The sequence below is a fragment of the Ruegeria sp. HKCCA0370 genome (genome assembly GCF_013033705.1).
In the GTDB taxonomy this organism is placed as follows: domain Bacteria; phylum Pseudomonadota; class Alphaproteobacteria; order Rhodobacterales; family Rhodobacteraceae; genus Ruegeria.
The window spans coordinates 76374-102071 of the sequence record NZ_WQEP01000011.1 but is presented as its reverse complement, the minus strand read 5'-3'; the positions used below and the strand labels follow the sequence as shown (position 1 = coordinate 102071).

Genomic DNA, 25698 nt, shown 5'->3' with positions numbered 1-25698 from the left:
GCTGTCGCAAATTTTATCTATAATTTATGACCGCTACGATCTCGGACACGATTTACCAGAACCTCAGCCAGCAAATCATCACCGGAGAGCTGAGCGCCGGGGAAAAGCTGCGGCAGGATCATATTGCCCGCACCTTTGACACCAGCCATGTTCCGGTGCGTGAAGCCCTGTTGCGGCTTGAGGCGCATGGATTGGCCCGGCACGAGCCGCGCCGGGGCATGCGGGTTACGGCGCTGGACCCGGCAGAGGTGCGAGAGGTCATCGAAATGCGCGTGGCGCTGGAAACACTGGCGTTGCAGCAATCGGTGCAGAACATGTCTCCGGTCGCATTGGACAAGATCGATCGCGCACGCATCGCCTGTGACGAGGCGCAGACGATGCCCCAATGGGAAGCGTTGAACAGAGCATTCCATCGCGCCATCCTGACACCTTGCGGGTTGCCCCGTCTGTTGCACACCATCGACGATCTACATATCGCAAGCGCACGCCACTTGTTTGCGCACTGGCGGTCGAAATGGGTGCAACAAACTGACAAGGATCACGCCGCACTTGTTCAGGCGCTCAGGCGGAAGGACCTGAGCACGGCAAAAGGTATTCTGACCCGACATATACGCCGCGCCAGCTGAATAGCGCCTTTCAGACGCAAAACGGCCCGTGTTCGTCGCATTGCGCCATTGGCCCGGCTTGCGTATAGGCCAAACCAACATGAACAGATTCTGTAGGGAGACGCCCCATGTCCAACGCGCAACTGGAAGCCGCCATCGAAGCCGCCTGGGAGGCACGCGACACGATCACACCCGCCACGGCAGGTGAACAACGCGAAGCGATCGAAGACACGCTGAATGCGCTGGACAGCGGGTCTCTGCGTGTTGCCGAAAAGCTGGAAAACGGTGACTGGCACGTGAACCAGTGGGCCAAAAAGGCGGTTCTGCTGGGCTTTCGCATCAAGGACATGGAAATTCAGACTGGCGGTCCGCAGGACGGCGGCTGGTGGGACAAGGTGGACAGCAAGTTCGCTGGTTGGGGTGAAGATCAATGGCGCTCGGCTGGATTCCGTGCGGTTCCCAACTGCGTTGTGCGCAAGTCGGCCTATATCGCGCCGGGCGTGGTGCTGATGCCATCCTTCGTCAACCTTGGTGCCTATGTGGATGAAGGCACCATGGTCGACACCTGGGCGACCGTCGGCTCATGCGCGCAGATCGGCAAAAACGTCCACCTGTCGGGCGGTGTGGGTATCGGCGGCGTGCTGGAGCCGATGCAGGCCGGCCCGACCATCATCGAGGACAACTGCTTTATCGGCGCGCGCTCCGAGGTGGTCGAGGGCTGCATCGTCCGCGAAGGATCGGTTCTGGGGATGGGCGTGTTCATTGGAAAATCCACCAAGATCGTGGATCGCGAAACCGGCGAAGTGACATATGGCGAAGTCCCGCCCTATTCCGTGGTCGTCGCGGGTTCGATGCCGTCAAAGAACAATATCAACCTGTATTGTGCGGTGATCGTGAAGCGGGTGGATGAAAAGACCCGGTCGAAAACCGGCATCAACGAATTGCTGCGGGACTGATCGCCCCGGTTGTACAGAAAGGCCGGAGCTGACCCGCTCCGGCCTTTCCAGTTTTTGGGGTGTTACGCGTATGTGACCGAACCTTGGTCAGAGCCGGTCCTGAGATTGTGTCCAGGCTCGGACGAACGCTCTGTGTGGATCAGCGATTTTCACCCTGCATAGCGTCAACTTCTGAGCTTCCTGCGTTGGTTTCCGTGCCTTCGCTTTCGTTGTCGCCGCCGCTTTCGCTGTCGCCTTCGCTTTCGTTGTCGCCGCCGCTTTCGCTGTCGCCTTCGCTTTCGTTGTCGCCGCCGCCTTCGTTTTCTCCACCACTCTCGTTATCGCCGCCGCCTTCGTTATCGCCGCCGCTTTCGTTGTCGCCGCCGCCTTCGTTATCGCCGCCGCTTTCGTTATCGCCGCCGCTTTCGTTGTCGCCGCCGCTTTCGTTATCGCCGCCGCCTTCGTTGTCGCCACCGCTCTCGCTATCGCTATCGCTACCGCCTTCGCTTTCACCGCCGCCGTCTTGGGCGTAAGCTGCACTTGGCGTCGCAAAAGACAGCACGGTGACAGCAGGTACTCCGGAAAGCACAATCACACTTGCAGTTGTCATCATTAACTTGGACAGAACACTCATTTTAATTCTCCTGTAAAAAATGACTTACGCAGTGGCTGCATCTTAGAGTTGGCTTCTCTTCACCGTTGTGAAAGGCAGGAAACGCGTCGAACTCAGCAGGAAATGGCCAAAATTGAGGCCAAAATGTGGCAGAAATGTGCCCGATTCAACTCAGGGAATGGAGATGAAACGCTGCTCAATTTTTGGGCGAAAACGGGAAAAGGGCTTTGCTGAGTCGCATTTCTGCAAGTCCTCAGTGCCTATGGGCGGGGCAAGGGGCTGCGTAAGATCCCATACTTAAAGCTAGGATCGATGGAAGCAGTTGACCCTTCAAAACGCCGCGCGTAATGCAGGGCCCATGGAAAAGCGCAAGAAGCCCTCACGTCAGCAAGTCTATACCCTTCTGGTCCAGATCGGCCGTAAGGATGGCGACGGGCTGCCGGACGGTGCGACGGGGGCAGCACTGATCTGCTACGCCAGTGGCGTGGACGAAGCCGAGGCCGTGCGCGAGACGGTTGCTATTCTGAAGCAGGCCGACACCGCGCCTTTGGATGTCACCGGGTACGGGACCTTGGCCGAGCGTGAGGCACAGGGACATGAAATCGAACCTGACGAACGTGCCCTGATGCAGCGTGCTCTGGATGAAAACGCCGTGATCGTCGCGCAGATGACACCGTTCTTCGGAGACGAGGCGCAGGCCTAGTTCCGCATACCGAACCACTTGCGATAGATTTCGTCATAAGTTCCGTCTTCACGCAATGAAAGCAGAGCCTGGTTGACATCCTCGACCAGAGGCGACCCGGTCGGGAAAGCGATGCCATAGTTCTCGCGCAGGAAAACGCCGCCTGTCATCGACGCCGTTCGCCGGCCTTCATGGGCCGCATAGTAGGACAGGATTGGCGCGTCGAATACGACGGCATCCAGTTGTTTGGACTGGAACGCATCCAGCATCTGCTCCAGCCCGGGATAGCCGGTGAATTCAATATCACGCCGGTTCAGAAAACTTGCCGCGGTCGAGTCCGTGATTGTCCCGACACTTTTGCCATACAGGTCATTCACCGAATTCACGCTGCCTGTGATCGCATCCACGGTCATGACCGAGGTGATGCGGGCCGTGAAAACGGACACGATGAACAGTGACGAAACAACCAGAACGACACCCAGAAGCCGGCCGAACGGCGTGCGCGGCATCCTCTCTTCGAACCCGCCGTTCACGACAAGGTTCAGCGCCCACCAGAACGAGGGAAACCAAGCCTCGTTCAGCTTGCGATCGAAATAGGGTTGAGCACTACGTTCAAAGCTCCACATCAACATGCCGCCGCCCAACAGAATGGCGAAGGCTAGGCCGATGGCGATAAACAACTCTTTTGAGAGCAGCGCATGCAGCAGCGAAGGCTGGCGCGCGGCTTCCGATGGCACCATGATCTGTAGGCCCGCCTCAAAGATCGGCTGGCTGAAGTCCATTTGCGTTTCCCGCAGCGCAGTGATCGAGATATTGGCGACCGCAAGATCGGCGGACCCATTCTGAACCGCCTCCAGCATATCCGAGAATGAATCGACCCGATTGATGGAATAGTCCCAGTTCAGCGCCTCTGCCAGCGCGGCGAGCAGATCCATCGAAAAGCCGGTTTCCGCACCGTCCTCTACATAGGAAAACGGGGGGCGGGTCACCGTCGTAACCGTTAGAGACTGTGCCATGCTCTGCTGCGCGAGGACGGCGAAAGTCAGGCAGATCAGTGCGTAGAATGCGCGCTTCATTTTCATTCACCTGTTTCGCGGCCCTGTAACGCGATTGTGCGGCGGGCGGCAAGATGGTCGCCGGGTAAACCGCCATGATTTGTTAGGGTGTCGCTTTGATATCTGCACATTTGGTCGCAACGATATTTTTGCGAATTGGGGTTGGAAAACCGGCCAATTCGTTGAATCTGTGCGCGAACCCGCGAAAGATACAGTTCCAGAGGCCATTGCATGACCGACCCCGTCCAATTGACAGCCGATCTGATCCGTTGCCCATCGGTCACACCTGCCGAAGGTGGCGCGCTGGTTCTGCTGGGATCGGTGCTGGCGGATGCGGGGTTTGAATGCACGCGTGTCGACCGTGGTGGCGTCAGCAACCTGTTCGCACGATGGGGTCAAAAAGGCCATCCGCGGAGTTTCGGGTTCAACGGCCATACTGATGTTGTGCCGGTCGGCGACGAGGCCGCGTGGACGATGCCGCCTTTCGGGGCCGAAATACGCGATGGTGTGATGTATGGGCGTGGGGCAACGGATATGAAATCCGGCGTTGCGGCGTTTGCGGCGGCGGCAATCGATTTCGTGCGCGACACCCCACCGGACGGAGCCATCATCCTGACGATCACCGGCGACGAGGAAGGCGACGCGCTGGATGGCACGACCGCTTTGCTGGATTACATGGACGGCGCGGATGAACATATGTCTGTCTGTTTGGTGGGTGAGCCGACCTGCCCGAACAAGATGGGCGAAATGATGAAGATCGGCCGTCGCGGGTCGATGACCGCATGGTTTACCATCACCGGTGTTCAGGGGCATTCGGCCTATCCGCATCGTGCCAAAAACCCGTTGCCAGCCATGGCGCGGCTGATGGATCGGCTGGCGGGGCACGAACTGGATCAGGGCACGGACCACTTCGATGCGTCGACATTGGCAGTGGTGACAATCGACACCGGGAATGCGGCTACCAACGTAATCCCGGCGCAGTGCAAGGGAACGGTGAATATTCGTTTCAATGATCTGCATTCCGGGGCCAACGTGAGTGACTGGCTGAAGACGGAAGCAGATGAGGTGGCCGCTCAGTTCGGCGTTGAAATAGATGTCACAATCAAGATTTCAGGCGAAAGCTTTCTGACCCCGCCGGGGCCCTTGTCGGATCTGGTGGCCAAAGCGGTAGAGGCGGAAACAGGCGCATCGCCCGAGCTTTCGACGACCGGTGGTACGTCGGATGCGCGTTTCATCAAGAACCATTGCCCGGTTGTAGAGTTCGGTCTGGTCGGTCGCACGATGCATCAGGTCGACGAATGCGTCGAGGTGGCCCAGATCCAGCAACTCAAATCGATTTATACTCGTATCCTGACCGACTATTTCGCCTGATCCATGCAGCGCACATTGGTGATCATGGTGAAGGAACCTCAACCGGGCCGCGTCAAAACACGGCTTGGACGAGAAATCGGCATGGTCGCGGCGGCGTGGTGGTTTCGACACCAGACCCGGTCCTTGATCCGGCGGCTGCGTGATCCCCGTTGGCGAATCGTTTTGGCCGTCTCACCCGATCAGCAGGGTCTGAACAGCCGGGTTTGGCCCGCTGACCTGCCGCGCGCCGCGCAGGGGCGTGGGGACCTGGGGGATCGCATGGGGCGGATGCTGCGCGGGATGCCCAAGGGGCCGGTTTGCCTGATCGGTGCGGATATTCCGGGCATTTCGCGCCGCCATATTGCCCGTGCCTTCGACGCATTGGGGCGTTCTGAGATGGTGTTTGGGCCAGCCCCGGATGGTGGCTATTGGCTGGTCGGCGCGCAACGATATGCAGCCTTGCCGGCAAGGCTGTTCCAAAACGTGCGCTGGTCGACGGAACACGCATTGGCTGACACGCTGGCCTCGATTTCTGGCGGTCGGGTGTCATTGCTTGATCAGCTGCGCGATGTGGATACGGTTGCCGATCTTGAACCCTGAGGCTTTTTGGTCATGACGCGGTCGCAAACGCGTGCTAGGCCGGACGTATGACTCGCATCCCTACCAAGCAGGAGGTCCTGGACTGGATCTCGGCGAACCCCACCCTGACCTCAAAACGCGATATCGCCAAAGCCTTTGGCATCAAGGGCGCGGATCGGATTGATCTGAAACGTATCCTCAAAGAGCTTGAGGCCGAAGGCCATCTTGAGAAGCGCAAGCGCAGTTACCGCGACCCGGATCGCCTGCCGCCGGTCAGCGTGTTACAGGTAAAGGCGCCGAATGCCGATGGCGACCTGTTCGCGCGGCCACTGGAATGGCATGGCGAGGGGGTCGAGCCCATCGTTCTGATCATTGCTCGTGCCAGCGACCCGGCGCTGGGCGAAGGTGATCGCATTCTGGCTCGTCTGACCGTGGTGCATGAGGAAGACCACAATTACGAAGCCCGCCTGATCCGCCGTATCGGGACGAACCCTCGGAAAATCGTGGGTATCTTCCGCAAAGGGGCTGAAGGCGGGCGGATCGTGCCGATCGACAAGGCCGGATCGACCGAATGGCTGGTGGCCGAAGGCGCTGCGCTGAGCGCCAGGGATGGCGAACTGGTCGAGGCTGAACAAGCCGGGCCGAAAAACCGCATGGGGCTGCCACGCGCGCGTATCGTAGAACGGCTGGGCGACCCGACTGCGCCCAAGGCCGTTTCGTTGATCGCGATCCATCAGCACGGCATCCCGGATGATTTCCCCGACAAGGTGATTGCCGAGGCCGACAAGGCCAAGCCTGTCGGCCTGAAAGGCCGCGAGGATCTGCGGGATATGCCTTTGCTGACGATCGATCCCTCGGACGCGCGCGATCATGACGACGCCTGTTATGCCCATGCAGACGATGATCCCAAGAACCCCGGAGGGCACGTCATCTGGGTCGCCATTGCTGATGTCGCCGCCTATGTGCGGCCCGGCACCGCGCTGGACGGCGAGGCGCGCAAGCGCGGCAATTCCAGCTATTTCCCCGACCGCGTCGTGCCGATGCTGCCCGACCGTCTGTCGGGTGATCTGTGTTCGCTGCACGAAGGCGTGCCGCGCGCCTGTATCGCGGTGCGTATGCAGATCGACGCGGATGGCAACAAGATCGGTCACCGGTTCGTACGCGGTCTGATGCGCTCGGCCGCGTCCCTGAACTATGCCGAGGTGCAAGAGGCCATCGACGGTCATCCGAACGACCGCACTGGGCCGTTGCTGGAGCCGGTTCTGAAACCGCTTTATGCTGCATATACCGCGCTGAAAAAGGCCCGTGCTGATCGCCAGCCGCTGGAGTTGGACCTGCCGGAGCGCAAGATCGTTCTGAACGACAAGGGCGAGGTCGAAAGCGTGGCCTTCCGCGAGCGGCTGGACGCGCACCGGCTGATCGAGGAATTCATGATCCTGGCCAACGTGGCCGCCGCCGAGACGCTGATCGCCAAGCGCAGCCCGCTGCTGTTCCGGGTGCACGAAGAACCCGCGCCCGAAAAACTGGAAAGCCTGCGCGAGACGGCGCAGGCCGCCGGGCTGAATCTGGCCAAGGGGCAGGTGCTCCAGACCCGTCACCTGAACGCGCTGCTAAATGCCGCCGCCGGCACCGAGGATGCCGAGCTGATCAATCTCAGCACCTTGCGGTCGATGGCGCAGGCCTATTACAGCCCGGAAAACTTCGGCCATTTCGGGCTGGCGCTGCGCAACTACGCGCATTTCACCTCGCCCATCCGGCGCTATGCCGACCTGATCGTGCACCGGGCGCTGATCTCGGCCCATGGCTGGGGCAAGGACGGGCTGACCGAGGACGAAATTGCCCGGCTCGAAGAAACGGCCACGCATATTTCGGATACAGAACGCCGCTCGATGATGGCCGAGCGCGATACGACTGACCGCTATCTAGCGGCTTATCTGAGCGAGCGCGTCGGCAACGAATTCACCGGGCGGATCAGTGGCATTGCCCGGTTCGGGGCCTTTGTGAAAATGGACGAAACGGGCGCGGATGGCCTGGTGCCGGTGCGGTCTTTGGGGCGCGAATTCTTCCATTTTGATCGAGAGGCCGGAACGCTGATGGGCTCGGATTCCGGGCTGATCATCGCCATCGGCCAGCGGGTCACGGTGAGACTGACCGAGGCGACACCTGTGACCGGCGGGTTGGAGCTGGAGCTGCTGTCCATCGACGATCAGGCGCTGCCGCGCGGGCGCGGGCCCGCCAAGCGGTCGACGCGACGCAAGGCAGCCAGCACCAAACGCAAGAAGGACAAGATCAAGCGCAAGGTCGAACGCAAGCGCCGTCAAAGGTGATAGGTCAGCGCCCGGGCAATCAGCCAGCCATGGCGGGTTTCATCGATCTGGCTCGGGTCATCGAACAGAATGGCCCGGTTTCCGTCAATCCGGTCCTCGCCCGGAAAGGCCGTGGTGAAATCACCGATCAATCGGCTTTGGCAGTGCACGAACAGTGCGAAATCCGCGGATTTGTGAGCCCCCAGCCGGATCGTTGATCCTTTGGGGGCAAGATAGGCGGGCTGGCCCCAGCGCAGCTCTTCTCGCAATGGATTGGCGGCGGGCAGAGACTCTGCTGTGTTCAGTATCAGGTCGCGAAGCGCCAGGGCCCCCGCGCGTGCTTGCGGGGGCATGGCTTCAAAGGCCGAGGCGACCGAGGGGTCATCAAAAGGTTTCGGGGTCATCAAAAGGTTTCATGCAATCGGTATCGCCTGTTCCATCCGGTCTACGTAACTGTTCAACAGATTATCCTGTTTGATCCTGCGGGTCAGTGGGGTATCGGCAGGCGTTGCGCGCATGGCGGCGAGCATCGGGCCGACGCTCATATCTGCTGAAGTCGGTTGATCCGCCAGCAGGAAGCGGGATTGCCACAGATGGGCCGAGATCGCCTCGAGATCGCGTTCGACCCGGTCCATGCGCTCGGGCAACGAGAACCGGCCGATCCCTTGTGACGTGATCCCTTTCAGAACGGATTTTCGGATCGCATTGGACGCCGGCTTTCGGATCAGAGCCGGAATTCCAGTGAAAAAGGTTTCGCGAAGGATCGGCCAGACCTCGTCATTGCCCCAGCGGTCCAGAACGATGTGGAAATACAGATGCTCTTCGGCCATTCGTACCAGCGCGCGGGATTGCGCTTTTTCCACATCCGAAAGCCCCTGATCGAACTCCGCCCCCTTTTGTTCCAGCCAATCGCGGATCAGATCGCTGTCTGGTATCAACCGCTCTGGCGTGCGCAGCACTGGCAGTTTTTGATGCGGCATCCTGCGCGGGTCAAGCATGTCCGAACGCTGCCAGACCTGACCGGAGTGCTGAAGCATCAAGGCTGTCTTGACGCAGAACGGGCTGGCGCTGAACAGTCCGAAGGCGGAAGGATAGGTGAGAAGGGTCAGCATCGCATGGCTCCGTGTTTTTGACGTGCCGGATGAGTAAACCGGCCTGATGACAGTTTTTGTCATTAGGGATAGGCTAGGGTTCATCATGTCCCGCACCGCCCGATTGTTCCAACTGATGCAAGCTCTGCGTTCTGGCCCATCGCCCAGAACGTCTGAACAACTGGCGCAGGATCTGGGAGTTTCTGCCAGGACGATACACAGGGATATTGACGCGCTGCGTGGTCTGGGGGCCGTTATCGACGGTGAGGCAGGGTTTGGGTTCACCCTGATCGAAGATGCCACTTTGCCGCCATTGGGTTTCACCGATGACGAGCTTGAGGCCCTGGTTCTTGGCCTGCGCGAAGTTCAGGTGATTGGTGACCCGGCCTTGTCAGATGCAGCCAGCGCCGCCCTGCGGAAATTGCAGGGGCGATTGCCACAGCGACAATCCCATCGGCTGAGCCACGCGGTTCTGGCGGCAACGCGGTTCAATCGCCCGCCCGCGCCGACAATCGACGTGGCCATTTTGCGGCAGGCGACGTGGGACGAACGCGCGGTCGAGTTCTCGTACACGGACGCAAAAGGCGATGCCACACAAAGACGGGTCAACCCGCTTAGCATCGTCTATATGGATCGATCAAATGTGTTGCTCGGCTGGTGCCACCTGAGACAGGATTTTCGCGTTTTCCGGTTGGATCGCATGCAGGACATGTCCGTGACAGATCAAAGCTTTAGACCGAACCGGGTGCCCATGCTGCGCGAAGTTTTGGCGCAAATCCGCGCAGCGCACTACGCGCAAGAACGCGATGAGGGTGCCTGAGACTTTGTGATTCGCCGATTTTGCGCTACTCTGAGGTCGAGCAGTAATCAGGAAAAATCGGAATGCAAAAATGCGTAGGCGGCGTCATGACCGTCGCATTGTGGGCATCCATGGTGCAGGCGGACATATCAGAAAAAACGACTTGGCCAGACAGTGCAGTGTCAGGCGAAAAGATACAGCTGGCCTCGGCGGATGTGGCGGTTTCGATCCGTCCGGTCCCGCGCCCGGCGGTTGAGGCTTTGCGGGTGTCCGCGGCCGTGACCGCACGGTTTCAGGCCTGGCTCGGCGCGTTTCAGGAGCGCGCGAAGCAGCAGGGTATATCGGAAAGAACATTGAACAGGGTGTTCTCGGACATGATCTTTGACGAGGACATCCTGAAAAAAGACCGCAATCAGGCTGAATTTTCGAAACCGATCTGGGAGTATCTGGATTCCGCCGTCTCGGACATGCGCGTTTCCAATGGTCGTGCCGCGATGCAACGATATCGGCAGGTGTTGCAGCAAATCGAGGCGGAATATGGCGTTGAAAAGGAAGTGGTCACGGCAATCTGGGGGCTGGAAACATCATTCGGCTCTTATCGTGGCAGCAACCGGACGCTGAGTTCCTTGGCGACACTGGCCTTTGATGCACGGCGGGCGCAGTTCTTTGAAACGCAGTTGATCGCCGCCCTGAGGATCGTGCAGGCAGGCGATGTCAGCGCCAAAAACATGCTGGGCAGTTGGGCAGGTGCGATGGGGCACACGCAGTTCATGCCAACCTCGTATCTGGATCACGCAGTTGATTTCGATGGCGATGGTCGGCGTGACATCTGGTCGGATGATCCGACGGATGCGCTGGCCTCGGCCGCGTCCTATCTGGCGCGGCACGGTTGGAAAAAGGGGCAGCCCTGGGGCGTCGAGGTGCGCCTGCCCGAAGGGTTCGACTATGCCACCGCCAAACGGGACTACACCCTGCTGCCGTCAGATTGGGCGGCGCGTGGCGTGGTGGGGCGTGACGGCAAACCGGTACCGGATCACGGGCAAGCCGCAATCCTTTTGCCCGCCGGGGGGCAGGGCGTGGCGCTGATGATTTTCGACAATTTCAGCGTGATCGAGGCCTATAACGGCGCCGACGCTTATGTGATCGGTATCGGGCACCTGTCCGACCGGCTTGCGGGTGGCACACCGTTTCAGTCCGACTGGCCCCGAGGTGAGCGGGCGCTGAGCTTCGCCGAGAAGAAAGAGCTGCAAACCCGCCTGACTGATGCGGGGTTCGATACAAAGGGTATCGATGGGCGCACTGGGCCGAACACCATCAATGCGGTTCGCGCCTACCAACTGGCGCAGGGTTTGGTGCCGGACGGCTATCCAACTGCGACACTTTTGGAGCGGCTGCGGTGAACGACAAGAGGCGACCCAGACGGGCCGCCCCTTTGTAGAAGCCTTTTTCTGAACTCAGGATGCGGCTTTCATCAGCCCCTGAGCGATGATTTCCGCCTGTGCTTCGTCCAGAGATTTGTAAATCCGCACGAACATCTCGTCGATATCCGTAGGGGTCAGGATCAGCGGCGGCGAGATGATCATACGGTCGCCCACATGACGCATGATCAGGTTGTTGGCAAAGCAACGGTCACGGCAGATATAACCGACCGTGCCGGGCTCGGACGCGAACTTGGCGCGGCTGGCTTTGTCGGGTGTCAGAGCGATGGAGGCCATCATTCCGACGATCTTCGCCTCACCCACCAGCGGGTGATCGGCCAGCGCCTCCCATTTCTGTTTCAGATAGGGGGCGGCAACATCGCGCACATGCTCGACGATCTTCTCTTCTTCCAAAATGCGCAGGTTCTCAAGCGCCACGGCAGCGGCGACGGGGTGGCCGGAATAGGTGTACCCGTGGTTGAATTCCGTCCCGCCGATCACTTCGGCGATCTCGTCATTCACGATGGACCCGCCGATCGGCGCATAGCCCGAGCTGAGCCCCTTGGCGATGGTCATGATATGCGGTCTGATGCCCACGGTTTGCGATCCGAACCAGTTGCCGGTTCGGCCGAACCCACAGATCACCTCGTCCGCAATCAACAGGATATCGTATTTGTCGCAGATGCGCTGAATCTCCGGCCAGTAGGTATCGGGCGCCACGATCACGCCGCCTGCACCCTGAACCGGCTCAGCGATGAAGGCCGCGACACGGTCTTCGCCCAGCTCCAGAATAGCCTCTTCCAGCTCGCGCGCGCGGGCCAGGCCGAATTCCTCGGGCGACATGTCGCCGCCTTCGGCCCACCAGTTGGGTTGGTTGATATGGTGAATGTTCGGGATCGGAATGCCGCCCTGCGCGTGCATGCCTGCCATGCCGCCCAGCGAAGCCGACCCGACGGAAGACCCGTGATACGCGTTTTTCCTGCTGATGATGATATTTTTGTCCGGCTGCCCCTTCTCGGCCCAGTATGTGCGCACGAGGCGGATATTGGTGTCGTTTGCCTCGGACCCGCCAGCTGCGAAAAAGACATGGTTCAGATCACCTGGTGCCAGTTCGGCGATTTTGGCCGCCAGTGCGATTGCCGGCACATGGGTCGTCTTGAAGAAGGTGTTGTAGTAGGGCAGTTCGCGCATCTGACGCGCCGCGACATCGGCCAGCTCATCGCGGCCATAACCGATATTGACGCACCAAAGACCTGCCATTGCGTCCAGGATTTCCTCACCTTCGCTGTCGGTCAGGTAAACCCCGCTGGCGCGTGTAATCACGCGGGCCCCTTCCTGCCCCAGCGCACCATTGGCCGAGAAAGGATGGATGTGATGCGCCGCATCCAGCGCCTGCAATTCGGCGGTCGGCATATGGTTGGTTATGGTGGACATCGGAGAATCTCCTACAAGAACGCAGTTGCGGATCACAATATGATCAAATTCATCGCTGTCAATCGAATCAGGCTGAGTTAAGCGGAAGTCAGGGCGTCCGACATCAATTCCATACCTTGCTCAATGTCCTGAGCCGTTGCCTTTGCCGCTTTTTCGGCGTCGCCTTCGCGCAAGGCGGAAATGATATCCTTGTGCCGATCCGGCAGGCTTTGAGTCCCGAATCGACCACATACGACACGCAGCGAAGGGCCGAACCGCAACCAAAGCCTTTCGGCAAGATCACTGAGAATCGGTGCGTTTGCATGAGAGTACAGCGTTTCGTGGAACGCCTGATTCAGACGCAGATATCCGCCCACATCCCCGTCGGCGATCATACGGTCCAAATGCGTATCGAGCCGCTCAAGATGATCGATGTCCTCGGCCTGCAAATTCGACGTCGCGCGCCTTGAAAGCTCTGATTCTATTGAGGTTCTTGCAAAGATCATTTCCTGGATATCGCCCGGGGACAGCAGCGGCACGCTTACGCGCCGATTGCCCTGGAACACCAATGCCCCGTCCGAGATCAACCGGCGGATGGCTTCGCGCACCGGTGTCATACCAACACCCAGCGAATCAGTCAGGCCCTGGATCGTGACAGGCTGGCCCGGAACCAATTCGCCGAACAGGATCTGTGATCTGAGCGTTTGATAAACCTGCTCATGCGCGGGCTGTTTCCCTTTGTCGTTTGTCGACGCAGATGCCTTATTTTTGATCAAATCCAATTGGTTCTTCCCATTTCGACTAACCCTGACTTGTCAGGTGACAGACCTCGTGAAACCATACGCTGGATCGAGGAAAAACGCAAAACTTGATCAAATCCAAAAAAACGGGAAAATAGCCGTACACTTGCAGGGAGAAGAATATGACAATCAAAACGCTGACCATGACAGCGGTCATCGCATTGGGGACTTCGGCGGCATTCGCCGAAGAGGTGCGTGTTTACAACTGGTCCGACTACATCGACGAAGAATTGCTGAGCAAATTCGAGGAAGAAACCGGCCTGACCCTGATTTACGATGTGTTCGACAGCAATGAGGTTCTGGAAACCAAGATGCTGGCCGGTGGTTCAGGATACGATGTGGTGGTGCCGTCGGGCACGTTCCTGCAACGTCAGATTCAGGCGGGCGCATTTCAGGAACTGGACATGGCCAAGATGCCGAATTCGGTAAATCTGTGGGACGTGATTCAGGAGCGTACCGCAGGGTATGATCCGAACAATGCCTACTCGATCAACTACATGTGGGGAACGACGGGCATCGGCGTGAACGTCGACAAGGTCAGGGAAGTCTTGGGTGGCGATGTGGCCCTGAACAGCATGGATTTGGTTCTGAAGCCGGAGAATATGGAAAAGCTGGCCTCGTGTGGCGTTCACTTCCTTGATGCGCCAGCCGAAATGATACCGATGACCTTGCAGTACATCGGTGAAGACCCCGACAGCCATGACCCGGAAGTGATCAAGAAGGTCGAAGACGTTCTGACAAGCGTTCGCCCCTACATCCAGAAGTTTCACAGTTCGGAATACATCAACGCGCTGGCCAATGGCGATATTTGCGTAGCCGTGGGTTGGTCCGGTGATATTTTGCAGGCGCGGGACCGCGCGGCCGAAGCCGACAACGGTGTGAACATCGAATACCACCCGTTCGCAGAAGGGTCGTTGATGTGGTTCGACCAGATGGCAATTCCCGCCGACGCGCCGAATCCGGAAGGTGCGCACAAATTCCTGAATTTCATTCTGGATGCCAACAACATGGCTGCTGCGTCCAACTACGTGTACTACGCCAACGGCAACAAGGCGTCTCAGGAGTTTCTTGAGGAAGACGTGATCGGCGATCCGGCAATTTATCCGGATGAAGCCACGATGCAGAACCTGTACATCACGACTCCGTACCCCGCGAAGACACAGCGGGTCGTGACCCGTCTTTGGACCAAGATCAAGTCAGGCACCTGATCCGGTCAAAAGCGCGGGGCGGTCTGGCGATCGCCCCGCCGCACTATTGTCCAAACTGACCATGCGGGGGCTGCTTTGAGTTCTGACGTTTTTGCGCCGTGGAATGACCCACAGGCGAAACCCTTGATCCAGTTCCAGAACGTGACCAAGCGCTTTGGCGAGTTCACGGCGATCGACAACCTGTCTCTGGATATTTTCGAACGTGAGTTTTTTGCCCTGCTAGGCCCTTCTGGGTGCGGCAAAACAACGATGATGCGGATGCTGGCCGGGTTCGAGACTCCGACCGAAGGCCATATCCTGCTGGGCGGGCAGGATATCGACCCCATCCCGCCGAACAAGCGGGCCGTGAACATGATGTTCCAGTCCTATGCCTTGTTCCCGCATCTGAGTGTCTGGGAGAACATCGCTTTCGGTCTGCGCCGAGACAACATGCCCAAGCACGATCTGGAAGACCGGGTCGAAGAGATGCTGCGCCTGACCCGGCTGGAACAGTTCGCCCGTCGCAAACCGCATCAGATCTCGGGCGGTCAGAGGCAGCGCGTCGCACTGGCGCGTTCGTTGGCCAAAGCGCCCAAGCTTCTGCTGCTGGATGAACCGCTGGGGGCGTTGGACAAGAAGCTGCGTCAGGATACCCAGTTCGAATTGATGGATATCCAGGAAAAGACCGGCACCACCTTTGTCATCGTCACCCATGATCAGGAAGAGGCGATGACAGTTGCCACCCGCGTCGCGGTGATGGATCAGGGCCAGTTAAAGCAAGTGGCCACCCCGGATCGGATCTATGAAAACCCTGAATCTGTTTATGTCGCTGACTTCATCGGAGATGTGAACATCATCGAAGGCCGCGCGACGCCATCCGGAGAGGACGCCTATCAGATCGATTGGGCCGAAGGTCAGGCCCCGTTTTCGGCGTCTTCGCCTGCTGTTTTCTCAGACGGTCAGTCCTGCCATCTGGCGATCCGCCCCGAGAAAGTGACGATCTCTGCCGAACGGCCCGTCGATGCGGTCAACGCCGTGCAGGGCAAGGTTCACGACATTGCCTATCTGGGCAATCTGTCCACCTATCACGTTGAATTGGCAAACGGCACGATCATCAAGGCGCAGACGGCCAATACCCGCCGCATCTCGCGCCGTTCGTTTACCTGGGAAGACCCGGTCTGGCTGTCCTGGACAGCCACGGCTGCGGTTCTGCTGGCCAACTGATGCGCCGCGCCGTTCTGATCGCCATTCCTTACGTCTGGCTGTTGGCCCTGTTTCTGGTGCCGTTCTTCATCGTTCTGAAGATTTCGCTGTCGGATACCGCACTTGCCATCCCGCCTTATACTCCGACTTTGGACCTGTCTGCCGGTTGGGCGGGAATCAAAGAGTTCTTCAGCCAGCTTGATCTGGAGAATTATGTCTGGCTGACCGAGGACGATCTGTATTGGAAAGCCTACCTGTCCAGTGTCAAGATCGCTTTGATTTCGACATTACTGACACTGCTGGTGGGCTATCCCATTGCCTACGGCATGGCCCGCGCGCCTCAGGAATGGCGACCGACACTGATGATGCTGGTCATCCTGCCCTTCTGGACCTCGTTCCTGATCCGGGTTTACGCTTGGATGGGCATTCTGTCGAACGAAGGGTACCTCAACCAGATCTTGCTGTGGACCGGTATCATCTCGACCCCGCTGACGATCCTGAACACGTCAACTGCCGTCTATATCGGCATCGTCTACACCTACCTGCCTTTCATGATCCTGCCGATCTATTCTGCGTTGGAGCGGTTGGACGGATCATTGATCGAAGCGGCCGAGGATCTGGGGTGTTCGCGTTTGCAGGCCTTCTGGCTGGTGACCATCCCGCTGTCCAAACCCGGTATCATTGCAGGGTGTTTCCTGGTGATGATCCCCGTGATCGGTGAATTCGTGATCCCATCCCTTCTGGGTGGTTCCGGTACGCTGATGATCGGCAAGGTTCTGTGGGAAGAGTTCTTTTCGAACCGTGACTGGCCGGTGGCAAGTGCGGTGGCCATCGTGCTGCTGCTGATCCTCGTCATTCCCATCGTGCTGTTCCAGCGCAACCAGCAGAAACAGGCGGAGGCCGAGGGATGAACAGATTGAGCTGGTTCAACACGGTTTCGCTGACGCTGGGTTTTGCGTTTCTGTACATCCCGATGATCATCCTGATCGTCTTCAGCTTCAACGAAAGCAAGCTAGTCACGGTCTGGGCCGGGTTTTCGACGAAATGGTACGGAGAGCTGCTTCGGAACGAAGCGTTCCTTGATGCTGCCTGGGTCACGATCCGGGTCGCGGTCTTTTCGTCGACGCTGGCGACTATTCTGGGAACGGCCGCCGCTTATGTGCTGGTCCGCAGCGGGCGTTTCTTTGGCCGGACACTGTTTTCCGGCATGATCTATGCACCGCTGGTCATGCCCGAAGTGATCACCGGCCTGTCGCTGCTTTTGCTGTTTATCGGCATCGGCCTGGATCGGGGTATTCTGACCATCGTTCTGGCGCATACGACCTTTTCGATGTGTTTCGTTTCCGTTGTCGTATCCTCGCGCCTCATCACCTTTGACCGCTCGCTGGAAGAGGCTGCGCTGGACCTTGGGTGTTCGCCCGCGCAAGCCTTCCGTCTTGTCACCCTGCCGATCATTGCGCCTGCGGTAATCTCGGGCTGGTTGCTGGCCTTTACCTTGTCACTTGATGATCTGGTGATTGCATCCTTCACTTCGGGGCCGTCGGCAACGACATTGCCGATCAAGATATTCTCGGCCGTGCGCCTTGGCGTCAGCCCGGAAATCAACGCGTTGTCGACGATCATGATCGCTGTGGTGACGGTCGGGGTAATCACGGCCTCGCTTGTGACCAAACGCGCGATGGTACGTCAGCAGCAGGATGAAATGGCCGCAGCGCGCACCGAATGAAGCGGATTTTTCCAGACTACGCCTATGGCAGCGAACCTCGCGACGGCTGTTGGTGGGACGAAACTGTTGCCAGCCCGGATTGGCCAGAGTTCCAGGGTGACATGCATGTGGATGTGGCCATCATTGGCGGCGGATTTACAGGCGTTTCGGCTGCTCTGCATTTGGCTGAAAAAGCTTCGGTTGCGGTGTTCGAAGCCGGCGCACCGGGGTGGGGAGCCTCGGGCCGAAATGGCGGGTTTTGCTGTCTTGGCGGCTCAAAACTTGGCCACGCATCCATGCAGCGCCGATTTGGCTGCGATGCCGCTTTGGACTATGCGGCAGCGGAACAGGAAGCGGTCCGACTGGTCGCCGATCTGTTGGCACAACATCAGATCGATGCGGATACCCACTCCAGCGGGGAAACCCAGCTGGCGCATTCCAGGCGGGCGATGGACATGCTACGCCGCAATGCCGACGAGGCGGGAACCCTGCACGAAGCCAGAGACCTGCCCGCGAAGGGCATGGGTGGCGCGTTTCATGGTGGATACACTTCGCCGGTTGGTTTCGGGTTGAATCCCCGCAAATACCTGTTCGGGATTGCCCGAGCCGCCGAAGCAATGGGCGCGCATCTGTTCCGGAATTCCCCGGTTCTGAGCGTTGAAAAAACGGCGTCCGGCTTTGTGTTGCAAACGCAGAGCGGGACAGTCAAAGCGCAGGCGGTGTTGGTGTGTACCAACGGCTATTCCAGCGAGGATATCCCGGCCTGGATGTCCGGACGATACATGCCTGCTCAGTCGACCGTCATGGTAACGCGACCCCTTGGTCGAACCGAGCAGATGGCACAGGGATGGACATCGGATCAGATGTGCTATGATACGCGCAATCTGTTGCACTATTTCCGCCTGATGCCGGACGGGCGCTTTCTGTTTGGTATGAGGGGCGGCCTGCGGTCATCGGCCGAGGCTGAAGCAGCCATTCGGCAAAAGGTCCAGCAGGATTTCAAACATATGTTTCCTGCTTGGTCGACGGTCGAGGTCACTCATATCTGGTCCGGTTTGGTGTGCCTGTCGCGGGCCCTGACACCTTTTGTCGGCCCCGTTCCGGATCAACCGGGGATGTTTGCCGGTTTTGCATATCACGGCAATGGCGTCGCCATGGGCACGTATTGCGGTCGAGCATTGGCGCGGTTGGTTCTGGGGCAGGACGCCAGGCTGCCGGTCGTGATGATGCAAACACCGGGTCGGTTTCCTTTGGGTCGCTGGCGCCGTGTGCTCATGCCGCCAGCCTACGTCATGCTGGCGCTGGCCGACCTGCGATGAGGCGGGGCGTTACAGAATTGCGGTTTCCAAGTTCAACCCTGTCGCGTAATCGGGCGCACCATTTTCAGCGCGCCAGAGGCAATACGTCGCCATGCGCCACGCATACCATGGCCTGAGTTGTTCATAGCGCGCGACGATTTCGGGCCTGCCGTAGGCCGAAAGAAACTGGTCTTCCTCTTTCTTCGACAGCGGTGAGCCTCGGTAAAGCTGCTGCATTGCAGGCGACAAAAACAGCGCAAGGTCTTCGCAGGGATCGCCCAGGGCCGGGCATTGCCAGTCGATCAAGGTCAGACCACCGGTCGCCACCAGGATATTGCCTGCCACGGGGTCGCCATGGATCAGGCACGTCTGTTGCGTGGGTGCGACCGAATTTGATGGTTGCAAATCAGCGAGTTTGTCGCGCCCGTTTGACGTACAGCCTTGCAGAATTCTTTTTCCATGAGCGCGCAAGTCTGCGCTGCCATTGCATCCGGCTGGCGCCTGGACGGCAATGGGCAGGGTATGAAGCTTGCGCAGCAAGGCGCCAACCTGTGCTGAATCCTGCCGCCAGGGGGCTCCGGGGGCGTGGTCGTAAAACACCCAACGGGCTTCATCGTATTGCCCTGTGGCCCGCAGCCTTGGCACGAAACCCGTGGTGCCAAGCGCCTTCAGGCATTGGGCCTCCAACTCTGCATCATTGCGAAACAAAGGATTGCGCAATGCCGTGCTGTAGAGTTTCAGGACTTTGTCACTGTCGCGGCCCTTGACCTTCCACACCCTGTTGGTGCGCCCGCCGTACAAGGTCGCGAACCGAGGATGCGCGTTGACCAATCCTTGCGCGTGAAGATGGTCAACCAGATCACGAGGGGGGGCAGGCAGGTCGGGCAGAGGTTCCATCACTTCTTATGGCGAGTCGATTTGCCAAGCTTTGGCCCGTCCCGCCCGACAGATCAAGCACCAGTTCGGACTGCGGTGACCTGAGTTGCGGGAATCACCTGACCGCCCTGCAAGGTCAGCAAAACAGTATCGTCGCCAACCTGTGCTTCGACGACGCGACCGTAGGCGGCGACAGGTTTCTCGGAGAGCAACTCATCGCCTTTGTAGCTTTCCAGGGTTGCAGTGTAGTTTCCTGATGCCAATGGATTTCCAGAAGAATCCACGCCCGCCCAAACAAACTCTTCAGTTGTCGTGGGTACAGTGACTTTATCGATCACCGTACCGTCACTGTCGCGGACCACCAATTTGGTTGCGTCCGCATCAGGGTCGGCCTGAGCAAACAGTGTTACGGGCTGGCCGTCAAAGTGAAAGGCTGATGTCGAACGGACGTCCATGCCCACCCAACTTGCAAGCTCGTTCAGTTTCGTACCGCCCAATGCGTTGGCCAGGGTGGACAAGAGGTCATTGGTCTGGACTTGTTGCTCGACCATCGAGAACTGCGCCAGCTGAGACGCATACTCGGTCGAATCCATCGGCTCCAACGGATCTTGATTCTTTGCCTGCGCCGTTAGCATCAGCAAGAATGTCTCAAAGTCCGACGTAATCGCGGATTTCTGAGATGCCCCGGCCTTTTGTTGATCCGCAACGGGCTGCGTGGTGTTGACAGGCGTAATCATTGGTCAAAACCTCATGTCGATGCCCCGGCCCGAGGCCAGATACTGTGTGTGGGAAGTTGTGTGATCGATCCGTTCGTGCGGCGCAGCTTCTGAATGTGAAGGGGATTGTGTGTCAGCGTCGTTTGCGTCCATTTGATGTGCGCCAGAACCCCAAGAGGTTCCCAGATCAAAGCTCAGATCCCCATAACCCAGCTTCTGAAACTCTTCTGTCAGAACGGACAAATGACGCCGCATTAAATCGAGGGTTTCCGGGCGCTCGGTCGCAATGGTGATTTGCAGCCCGTCCTCCCGGCCGTTCAGAACAATGGACACACGCCCAAGCTCTTCCGGATTCAGCGCTATTTCCGTTGCTCCTGATCCGGTGCGGGTCTGGACAGCCGCCGACAGCTGACCAGCAATCGCCCGGGCGATTTCCGCTCGGGCGGCAGTGGACGGAGCCGCGAATTGAGGCACGGACTCACGCGAGGTCAGCGGCAAAGGTTCCTCTCTGGCGGCCGGCGGGGCCTCAGCTTCGACAACGGGTGCCACGGGTTCGGCTTCAACGGCAGTTGCCATCAGCTGAAGCTGCGCCACCGAGGGCGCCCGGTCAGGCGCTGACGATTTGGGCGTCAGAATGTTCACTTCGGGCAACGGCTTCTTTTCAGGGTCCAGCGGGAGGGGGACGGCCCCCGTTTGTTCGACCGTGCCTTTGGGCTTTGCAAGCTGATCAAACATCTGGCCGAGTTCGGTCATGGCTGTCACGTGCACAGGTTGGGGCGTCGGACCCTGCACCTTCTGCGAGAGCGCCGGAACCGGGGAAGGTGTGTCGCTTTGTGTGGGCAAACCTTTTGGTACCGATGCCGGTGGTTGATTCGATATTTCCGAGGGTGCTTGTTTTACCTCCGCCAACTCAACCGGCACCACCTTTACTTCGTCCAAGTCCGGGGTTTCCAGGAATGCAGAAGGGGGTTGCTGTTCGCCGATGTGTTCTGAAATCGGGGTGGGATGGGCCGTTGCAGATGCCTCGGCCGATGTCTCCGGCACAGGTTCGGGCTCTGCTTCGACACTTTTCAGCTCGGCATTGATGGCAGCGTTTTCGCCTTCTGGGTGGCCGGTGGCACCAACCTCTTGCCCGAGGACATCCTGAAAGCTTTCTGAGCCAGTGTTTTGGCCCGGAGCCTTACGCGATGTGACGGCTTTCTCGGGCGTGGTCGGCGTTGCGTTCGCCAGCGTAAGGGGGTTGGGCATTTTGCTCCGGCTCCGTGTGACTGGTCGGAACACTGCCTGTAGGAAGTTACGATTATTTTAATCGCTTTCACCTTTGATCGAGAAAGTTCGAAGCAAATTCGGAGAATGCCATGAAGGTTTCCACCCTTCCTCACGTATCTCAATCACAGTCACCCCAGACCCGGCTGAAAAACGCCGCCATAGAGCTGGAGGCCGCGTTTCTGGCCGAAATGCTGAGATCCGCCGGGTTGGGAAAAACCCGCCAGTCCTTTGGCGGTGGCGCCGGTGAGGATCATTTTTCTTCGATGCTTGTTCAACATCAGGCGCAGCAACTGGCCCGGTCTGGTGGCGTGGGCCTTTCCGAAATTCTGTTCAAGTCACTGATGGAGAAAACCGATGACGTCTAAAGTCGATAATGCGTTGATCAAGTCTTTGGAAGAAGTCCTGGATTTGGAACGTGCCGCACTTGTGCAGGGGGATCTGGACCGTTTGTCCAGCATGGTGCCTGAAAAAGAAAAGCTGATCGGGGCAATCAATGATCTTCAGGTGCTGGAAAGTGAGGCACTGATTCGCGTTCAACAGAAAGCCGAGCGCAATCAGGCGCTGCTGAACAGCGCGGCTGAGGGCATCCGGGCAGTCGCCAGCCGAATGGCTGAATTGCGGCGCGTTCGGCAGGAATTCAGCACCTATGGTGCGGACGGACAGCGAAGTGAATTCGCGGTGCGCAGCACGGCAAAGCTGGAAAAGCGGGCATAGGCAGAAGTTTGATTCAAATCCGAAATTTCTGGGCCGGGCGCTTTAGCACTCCGTTAGGGGATCGAGTTCAAAAGTGGTGTTGCACCTGAGATCAACAGGTGGCGCGAACGGCCACGCGGCGCGTCGCACAGGTCAGAAAGACACCAATGCCCGCAAATAGTGCGGGGTGAACATGGGCAAAATGGCCCGAACGGAAAAGGATGAAAGCTATGTCCAGCATTCTGACAAACAATGGCGCGATGGTTGCGCTGCAGACTCTCAAGTCGGTCAACAAAAACCTGGCGATGACCCAGAACGCAATCTCGACCGGCAAGGATGTCGCAACGGCCAAGGACAACTCGGCAGTTTGGGCGATTTCCAAAGTGATGGAGTCGGACGTCAAAGGTTTCAACGCCATCAAGGACAGTCTTGCGCTTGGCGAATCGACCGTCGCCGTTGCACGGAATGCCGCGGAAACCGTCACTGATCTGCTGACCCAGATGAAAGGCAAGATCGTCGCGGCGCAAGAAGACAACGTTGATCGCGGCAAAATCAATGATGATGTGACTGCACTGAAAGATCAGATCGCGTCCGTTGTCAGTGCGGCGCAGTTCAATGGTCTGAACCTGGTTGACGGCTCTGCCGGTTCCGCTTCGATCCTTGCATCGCTGGATCGTGACAACACAGGTGCTGTGACCTCGTCGTCCATCACCGTTGTAGGGCAGAACCTGTCGACCGGTGGTTATGTCACCAAGCAGGTTTTTGACGGTTCGACCGGCGCATCGACAGGCAACGATCGCGTCGGCGCAACCATCGATAACGGTGCAACCGCCGCAACCGCGCTGGTCACCGACGAATCCAGCGGTGTTTTTGCCGCCGGGGACAAGGTCGTCGTAGCGATCAACGATCAGGTCGTATCCTATACCGTTTCCGCCGAAGACGCTGCCGCGACAACAACCGGTGATCTGGTTGCTGTTGGGTTGAAATCGAAGATTGAAGAGCTTGGGATTACCGGTCTGACCGTCGATTATGACTCGGGTACAGCCGGAACCTTGTCTGTCACCAACGGTACGGGCTCGGACATTTCGTTTTCGGCTCAATTCGTGAACGCCGGTGCAGGTGGTCTGGGCGCGCTGGCCGGCATTGATGTTTCGACCGGTGCGGGTGCGACCGCTGCCCTGGCCGCCGTTGAGTCGCTGATTGATACTTCGATCGACGCGTCTGCTGCTTTCGGTTCCTCTCAAAGCCGGATCGAAACTCAGAAAGAGTTCATCTCGAACCTGTCCGACTCGTTCAAGTCAGGCATCGGGTCGCTGGTCGACGCGGACATGGAAGAGACTTCGGCACGGTTGCAGGCGCTTCAGGTTCAGCAACAGTTGGCGACACAGTCGCTTTCGATCGCCAATCAGGCACCGCAGTCGATTCTGTCGCTGTTCCGCTAATTCGCGAAATCGGTTGGGGCGCGGATTTCGCGCCCCATCAATGACTGCCTGATGACGGCCCTTTGGAAGGATTTCAAGTGACACCGCAAACCCTAGCCCATCAAACCTATGCGCAAACCGCCGCGCCGACTCGGACGCCTCGAGACACGGAATACGAAGCGATTTCAAGGATCACACGGCGTCTGAAGGCAGCAACAGCGCAAAAGGCAACGGATTTTTCGGGCTTTGTACAGGCCGTGCACGAAAACCGGCGGCTATGGGGGGTGCTCGCCACCGGCGTTGCCGATTCCGAGAATGCCCTGCCCAACGACCTGAGAGCCAGGATCTTCTACCTTGCCGAATTCACCGAACAACACAGCAGCCGCGTTCTGGGAGACGGCGCAACCGTTGAACCGTTGGTGGAAATCAACACGGCCGTATTGCGCGGATTGCGCCAGATGAGGGCAACTTGATGAGTGGTCTGGTCCTGAAGCTTGCCCCGAAAGAAAGGGTTCTGATCAACGGGGTCGTGATTGAGAACGGCGATCGCCGCGGCCGGTTTTCGATCATGACGCCACAGGCAAATGTACTTCGACTGCGGGATGCGATTCATCCGGATGAGGTGAATACGCCGGTGCGCCGCGTCTGTTATGCCGCGCAGCTTGTATTGTCGGGGGACATCGAACCTGGCCAAGCACGTCAGCAATTGTTGCGCCGCGTGGAAGAGCTGAGCCAGGTTTTTACGGATGCAGATAGCCGCCGGGTCTTGGCCGAAGCCACGGATGCCCTGGTTGCAGAGCATTATTACAAGTGCCTCAAATCGCTTCGCTCGCTTCTGCCGCGCGAAGAGCGGCTGATGGCTTACCAGCAATGACATTCCAACCGGTCATCCCAAGCGGCGGAATCGTGGGCTGGCGGTTTCTGCAACGTACCTATGAAGGTCAGCTCCAGAGTTTTTCGTCGTCCGCTGCGAATGAAAGAGAGACAAAGTATTTTCTGGACAACATTGGGAAAATCCAATCCGCCGAAGAGCTGGTTTCGGATCGCAGGTTGTTGCAGGTCGCTTTGGGTGCGTTCGGCTTGGAAGGAGATTTGGACAACCGGTTTTTCATACGCAAAATCCTCGAGGATGGGGCACAGGCGGATGACGCGTTGTCCAATCGATTGGCCGACAAGCGATACCGGGAATTTTCTGACGCCTTTGGGTTTGGTCCCGGTGCTGTCCGAAAAACCGCGCTGACGTCCGACATGGAGCAAATCGCCCAGGCCAATTTGACGGCCCGGTTTGAAATTGCCGTTGGCGAGTCGGATGAAACGATGCGTATTTCGCTCCATGCACAACGAGAGCTTTCAGATCTTGCCAACAGAACCTCAAGCGCAGACACAAAGTGGTTCGATCTGATGGGGTTGCCGCCCTTGCGCAGCATGATGGAAACGGCACTTGGACTGCCGTCATCCTTTGCGCAGCTGGACATTGACAAACAACTGGTCGAGTTCAAGGCCAGGTTGCTCAAACTGACCGGCTCGGAGGATCTGGCACAGTTTTCGAACCCAAAGTCCATCGAGAAACTGACCGACACCTATTTGGCCAGAAGTCAGATTGCGCAACTTCAGAACACGATCTCGCCGGCGCAGACCGCATTGATCTTGTTGGGGGCCGTTTGAGCAGAACGCCTCCGGATCG

28 protein-coding genes are annotated in these 25698 nt (G+C 58.5%); 19 read left to right on the top strand and 9 right to left on the bottom strand.

Annotation, left to right across the window (positions count from 1 at the left end):
* Window positions 1-26 precede the first annotated feature (26 nt).
* A complete protein-coding gene (locus tag GOW31_RS19210) occupies window positions 27-626 on the top strand; it encodes a GntR family transcriptional regulator (RefSeq protein WP_171119956.1) in 600 nt (199 codons plus the stop codon).
* Window positions 627-733: 107 nt separating this feature from the next.
* Entirely contained in the window at window positions 734-1561 is an 828-nt protein-coding gene (gene dapD / locus GOW31_RS19205; RefSeq protein WP_152459315.1) for a 2,3,4,5-tetrahydropyridine-2,6-dicarboxylate N-succinyltransferase, read from the top strand.
* A gap of 139 nt (window positions 1562-1700) precedes the next feature.
* Here the strand turns inward: dapD and GOW31_RS19200 are convergent, their stop codons facing one another.
* Complete coding sequence (locus GOW31_RS19200; RefSeq protein WP_171172330.1) at window positions 1701-2174, bottom strand: hypothetical protein; 474 nt, start codon at window positions 2172-2174, stop codon at window positions 1701-1703.
* Window positions 2175-2511: 337 nt separating this feature from the next.
* On the opposite strand from GOW31_RS19200, the gene GOW31_RS19195 reads away from it, so the two are divergent.
* Window positions 2512-2856, top strand: a complete 345-nt coding sequence (locus GOW31_RS19195; protein WP_171119954.1) for a hypothetical protein — start codon at window positions 2512-2514, stop codon at window positions 2854-2856.
* Here the strand turns inward: GOW31_RS19195 and GOW31_RS19190 are convergent.
* A complete protein-coding gene (locus GOW31_RS19190; protein ID WP_171172328.1) occupies window positions 2853-3911 on the bottom strand; it encodes a transporter substrate-binding domain-containing protein in 1059 nt (352 codons plus the stop codon). The two genes, GOW31_RS19195 and GOW31_RS19190, sit on opposite strands and share 4 nt — an antisense overlap.
* A gap of 210 nt (window positions 3912-4121) precedes the next feature.
* Here GOW31_RS19190 and dapE point away from each other — a divergent pair, with 210 nt between their 5' ends.
* Genes dapE through rnr form a run of 3 tightly spaced genes read left to right on the top strand, consistent with a single transcriptional unit; the run spans window position 4122 to window position 8146 of the window.
* The gene (gene dapE, locus GOW31_RS19185; RefSeq protein ID WP_171172326.1) at window positions 4122-5261 is read left to right on the top strand and encodes a succinyl-diaminopimelate desuccinylase; all 1140 of its coding nucleotides are present in this window, start codon (window positions 4122-4124) and stop codon (window positions 5259-5261) included.
* A 3-nt stretch (window positions 5262-5264) separates the two neighbouring features.
* The gene (locus GOW31_RS19180; protein ID WP_171172324.1) at window positions 5265-5840 is read left to right on the top strand and encodes a TIGR04282 family arsenosugar biosynthesis glycosyltransferase; all 576 of its coding nucleotides are present in this window, start codon (window positions 5265-5267) and stop codon (window positions 5838-5840) included.
* Between the two features lie 47 nt (window positions 5841-5887).
* Window positions 5888-8146, top strand: coding sequence for a ribonuclease R (gene rnr / locus GOW31_RS19175; protein ID WP_171172322.1), 2259 nt, complete (start codon window positions 5888-5890; stop codon window positions 8144-8146).
* Here rnr and GOW31_RS19170 read toward each other — a convergent pair.
* Complete coding sequence (locus GOW31_RS19170) at window positions 8137-8529, bottom strand: DUF1801 domain-containing protein (protein WP_171172320.1); 393 nt, start codon at window positions 8527-8529, stop codon at window positions 8137-8139. The genes rnr and GOW31_RS19170 overlap by 10 nt on opposite strands.
* Before the next feature lie 9 nt (window positions 8530-8538).
* Entirely contained in the window at window positions 8539-9237 is a 699-nt protein-coding gene (locus tag GOW31_RS19165) for a glutathione S-transferase family protein (RefSeq protein ID WP_171172317.1), read from the bottom strand.
* 85 nt (window positions 9238-9322) lie between these two features.
* On the opposite strand from GOW31_RS19165, the gene GOW31_RS19160 reads away from it, so the two are divergent.
* Both GOW31_RS19160 and GOW31_RS19155 read left to right on the top strand, forming a co-directional pair.
* Window positions 9323-10036 carry a YafY family protein gene (locus GOW31_RS19160; RefSeq protein WP_171172316.1) on the top strand — a complete coding sequence of 238 codons (714 nt, stop codon included), beginning with the start codon at window positions 9323-9325 and terminating at the stop codon, window positions 10034-10036.
* A gap of 62 nt (window positions 10037-10098) precedes the next feature.
* Window positions 10099-11415 carry a lytic murein transglycosylase gene (locus tag GOW31_RS19155; protein WP_171172314.1) on the top strand — a complete coding sequence of 439 codons (1317 nt, stop codon included), beginning with the start codon at window positions 10099-10101 and terminating at the stop codon, window positions 11413-11415.
* Window positions 11416-11469: 54 nt separating this feature from the next.
* Here the strand turns inward: GOW31_RS19155 and GOW31_RS19150 are convergent, their stop codons facing one another.
* Window positions 11470-12867 (bottom strand): aspartate aminotransferase family protein, encoded by a 1398-nt coding sequence (locus tag GOW31_RS19150; protein WP_171172312.1) that lies wholly within the window; start codon window positions 12865-12867, stop codon window positions 11470-11472.
* Between the two features lie 77 nt (window positions 12868-12944).
* The gene (locus GOW31_RS19145; protein ID WP_171119944.1) at window positions 12945-13628 is read right to left on the bottom strand and encodes a GntR family transcriptional regulator; all 684 of its coding nucleotides are present in this window, start codon (window positions 13626-13628) and stop codon (window positions 12945-12947) included.
* 140 nt (window positions 13629-13768) lie between these two features.
* Here GOW31_RS19145 and GOW31_RS19140 point away from each other — a divergent pair, with 140 nt between their 5' ends.
* From GOW31_RS19140 to GOW31_RS19120, 5 genes are all read left to right on the top strand, one after another.
* Window positions 13769-14854, top strand: a complete 1086-nt coding sequence (locus GOW31_RS19140; RefSeq protein WP_171172310.1) for a polyamine ABC transporter substrate-binding protein — start codon at window positions 13769-13771, stop codon at window positions 14852-14854.
* Window positions 14855-14929: 75 nt separating this feature from the next.
* Window positions 14930-16057, top strand: coding sequence for an ABC transporter ATP-binding protein (locus GOW31_RS19135; protein WP_171172308.1), 1128 nt, complete (start codon window positions 14930-14932; stop codon window positions 16055-16057).
* On the top strand, window positions 16057-16947 hold the full coding sequence (locus GOW31_RS19130; RefSeq protein ID WP_171172306.1) for an ABC transporter permease subunit: 891 nt from the start codon (window positions 16057-16059) through the stop codon (window positions 16945-16947). Before GOW31_RS19135 ends, GOW31_RS19130 begins: the two co-directional genes overlap by 1 nt.
* Window positions 16944-17762, top strand: a complete 819-nt coding sequence (locus GOW31_RS19125; RefSeq protein WP_152459300.1) for an ABC transporter permease — start codon at window positions 16944-16946, stop codon at window positions 17760-17762. The genes GOW31_RS19130 and GOW31_RS19125 overlap by 4 nt, the downstream gene beginning before the upstream one ends.
* Window positions 17759-19060, top strand: coding sequence for an FAD-binding oxidoreductase (locus GOW31_RS19120; protein WP_171172305.1), 1302 nt, complete (start codon window positions 17759-17761; stop codon window positions 19058-19060). The genes GOW31_RS19125 and GOW31_RS19120 overlap by 4 nt, the downstream gene beginning before the upstream one ends.
* A 9-nt stretch (window positions 19061-19069) precedes the next feature.
* On the opposite strand, the gene GOW31_RS19115 is transcribed toward GOW31_RS19120, so the two are convergent.
* Genes GOW31_RS19115 through GOW31_RS19105 form a run of 3 tightly spaced genes read right to left on the bottom strand, consistent with a single transcriptional unit; the run spans window position 19070 to window position 21879 of the window.
* On the bottom strand, window positions 19070-19936 hold the full coding sequence (locus GOW31_RS19115; RefSeq protein WP_171172303.1) for an aminoglycoside phosphotransferase family protein: 867 nt from the start codon (window positions 19934-19936) through the stop codon (window positions 19070-19072).
* A 53-nt stretch (window positions 19937-19989) separates the two neighbouring features.
* A complete protein-coding gene (locus GOW31_RS19110; RefSeq protein WP_171172301.1) occupies window positions 19990-20652 on the bottom strand; it encodes a flagellar hook capping FlgD N-terminal domain-containing protein in 663 nt (220 codons plus the stop codon).
* Window positions 20653-20655: 3 nt separating this feature from the next.
* Complete coding sequence (locus GOW31_RS19105) at window positions 20656-21879, bottom strand: flagellar hook-length control protein FliK (protein WP_171172299.1); 1224 nt, start codon at window positions 21877-21879, stop codon at window positions 20656-20658.
* A gap of 110 nt (window positions 21880-21989) precedes the next feature.
* On the opposite strand from GOW31_RS19105, the gene GOW31_RS19100 reads away from it, so the two are divergent.
* The 6 genes from GOW31_RS19100 (at window position 21990) to GOW31_RS19075 (ending at window position 25679) form a co-directional block, all read left to right on the top strand.
* Entirely contained in the window at window positions 21990-22265 is a 276-nt protein-coding gene (locus GOW31_RS19100) for a rod-binding protein (protein WP_171172297.1), read from the top strand.
* Window positions 22255-22614: a flagellar biosynthesis protein FlgN gene (locus tag GOW31_RS19095; RefSeq protein ID WP_171172295.1), complete on the top strand. Its 360-nt coding sequence runs from the start codon at window positions 22255-22257 to the stop codon at window positions 22612-22614. Before GOW31_RS19100 ends, GOW31_RS19095 begins: the two co-directional genes overlap by 11 nt.
* 209 nt (window positions 22615-22823) lie before the next feature.
* A complete protein-coding gene (locus tag GOW31_RS19090) occupies window positions 22824-24035 on the top strand; it encodes a flagellin (protein ID WP_171172292.1) in 1212 nt (403 codons plus the stop codon).
* Between the two features lie 77 nt (window positions 24036-24112).
* The gene (gene flaF, locus GOW31_RS19085) at window positions 24113-24487 is read left to right on the top strand and encodes a flagellar biosynthesis regulator FlaF (protein WP_170345565.1); all 375 of its coding nucleotides are present in this window, start codon (window positions 24113-24115) and stop codon (window positions 24485-24487) included.
* Complete coding sequence (gene flbT, locus GOW31_RS19080; RefSeq protein ID WP_152459291.1) at window positions 24487-24888, top strand: flagellar biosynthesis repressor FlbT; 402 nt, start codon at window positions 24487-24489, stop codon at window positions 24886-24888. The genes flaF and flbT overlap by 1 nt, the downstream gene beginning before the upstream one ends.
* The gene (locus tag GOW31_RS19075) at window positions 24885-25679 is read left to right on the top strand and encodes a DUF1217 domain-containing protein (protein WP_171172290.1); all 795 of its coding nucleotides are present in this window, start codon (window positions 24885-24887) and stop codon (window positions 25677-25679) included. Before flbT ends, GOW31_RS19075 begins: the two co-directional genes overlap by 4 nt.
* The last annotated feature ends 19 nt before the right edge of the window (window positions 25680-25698 follow it).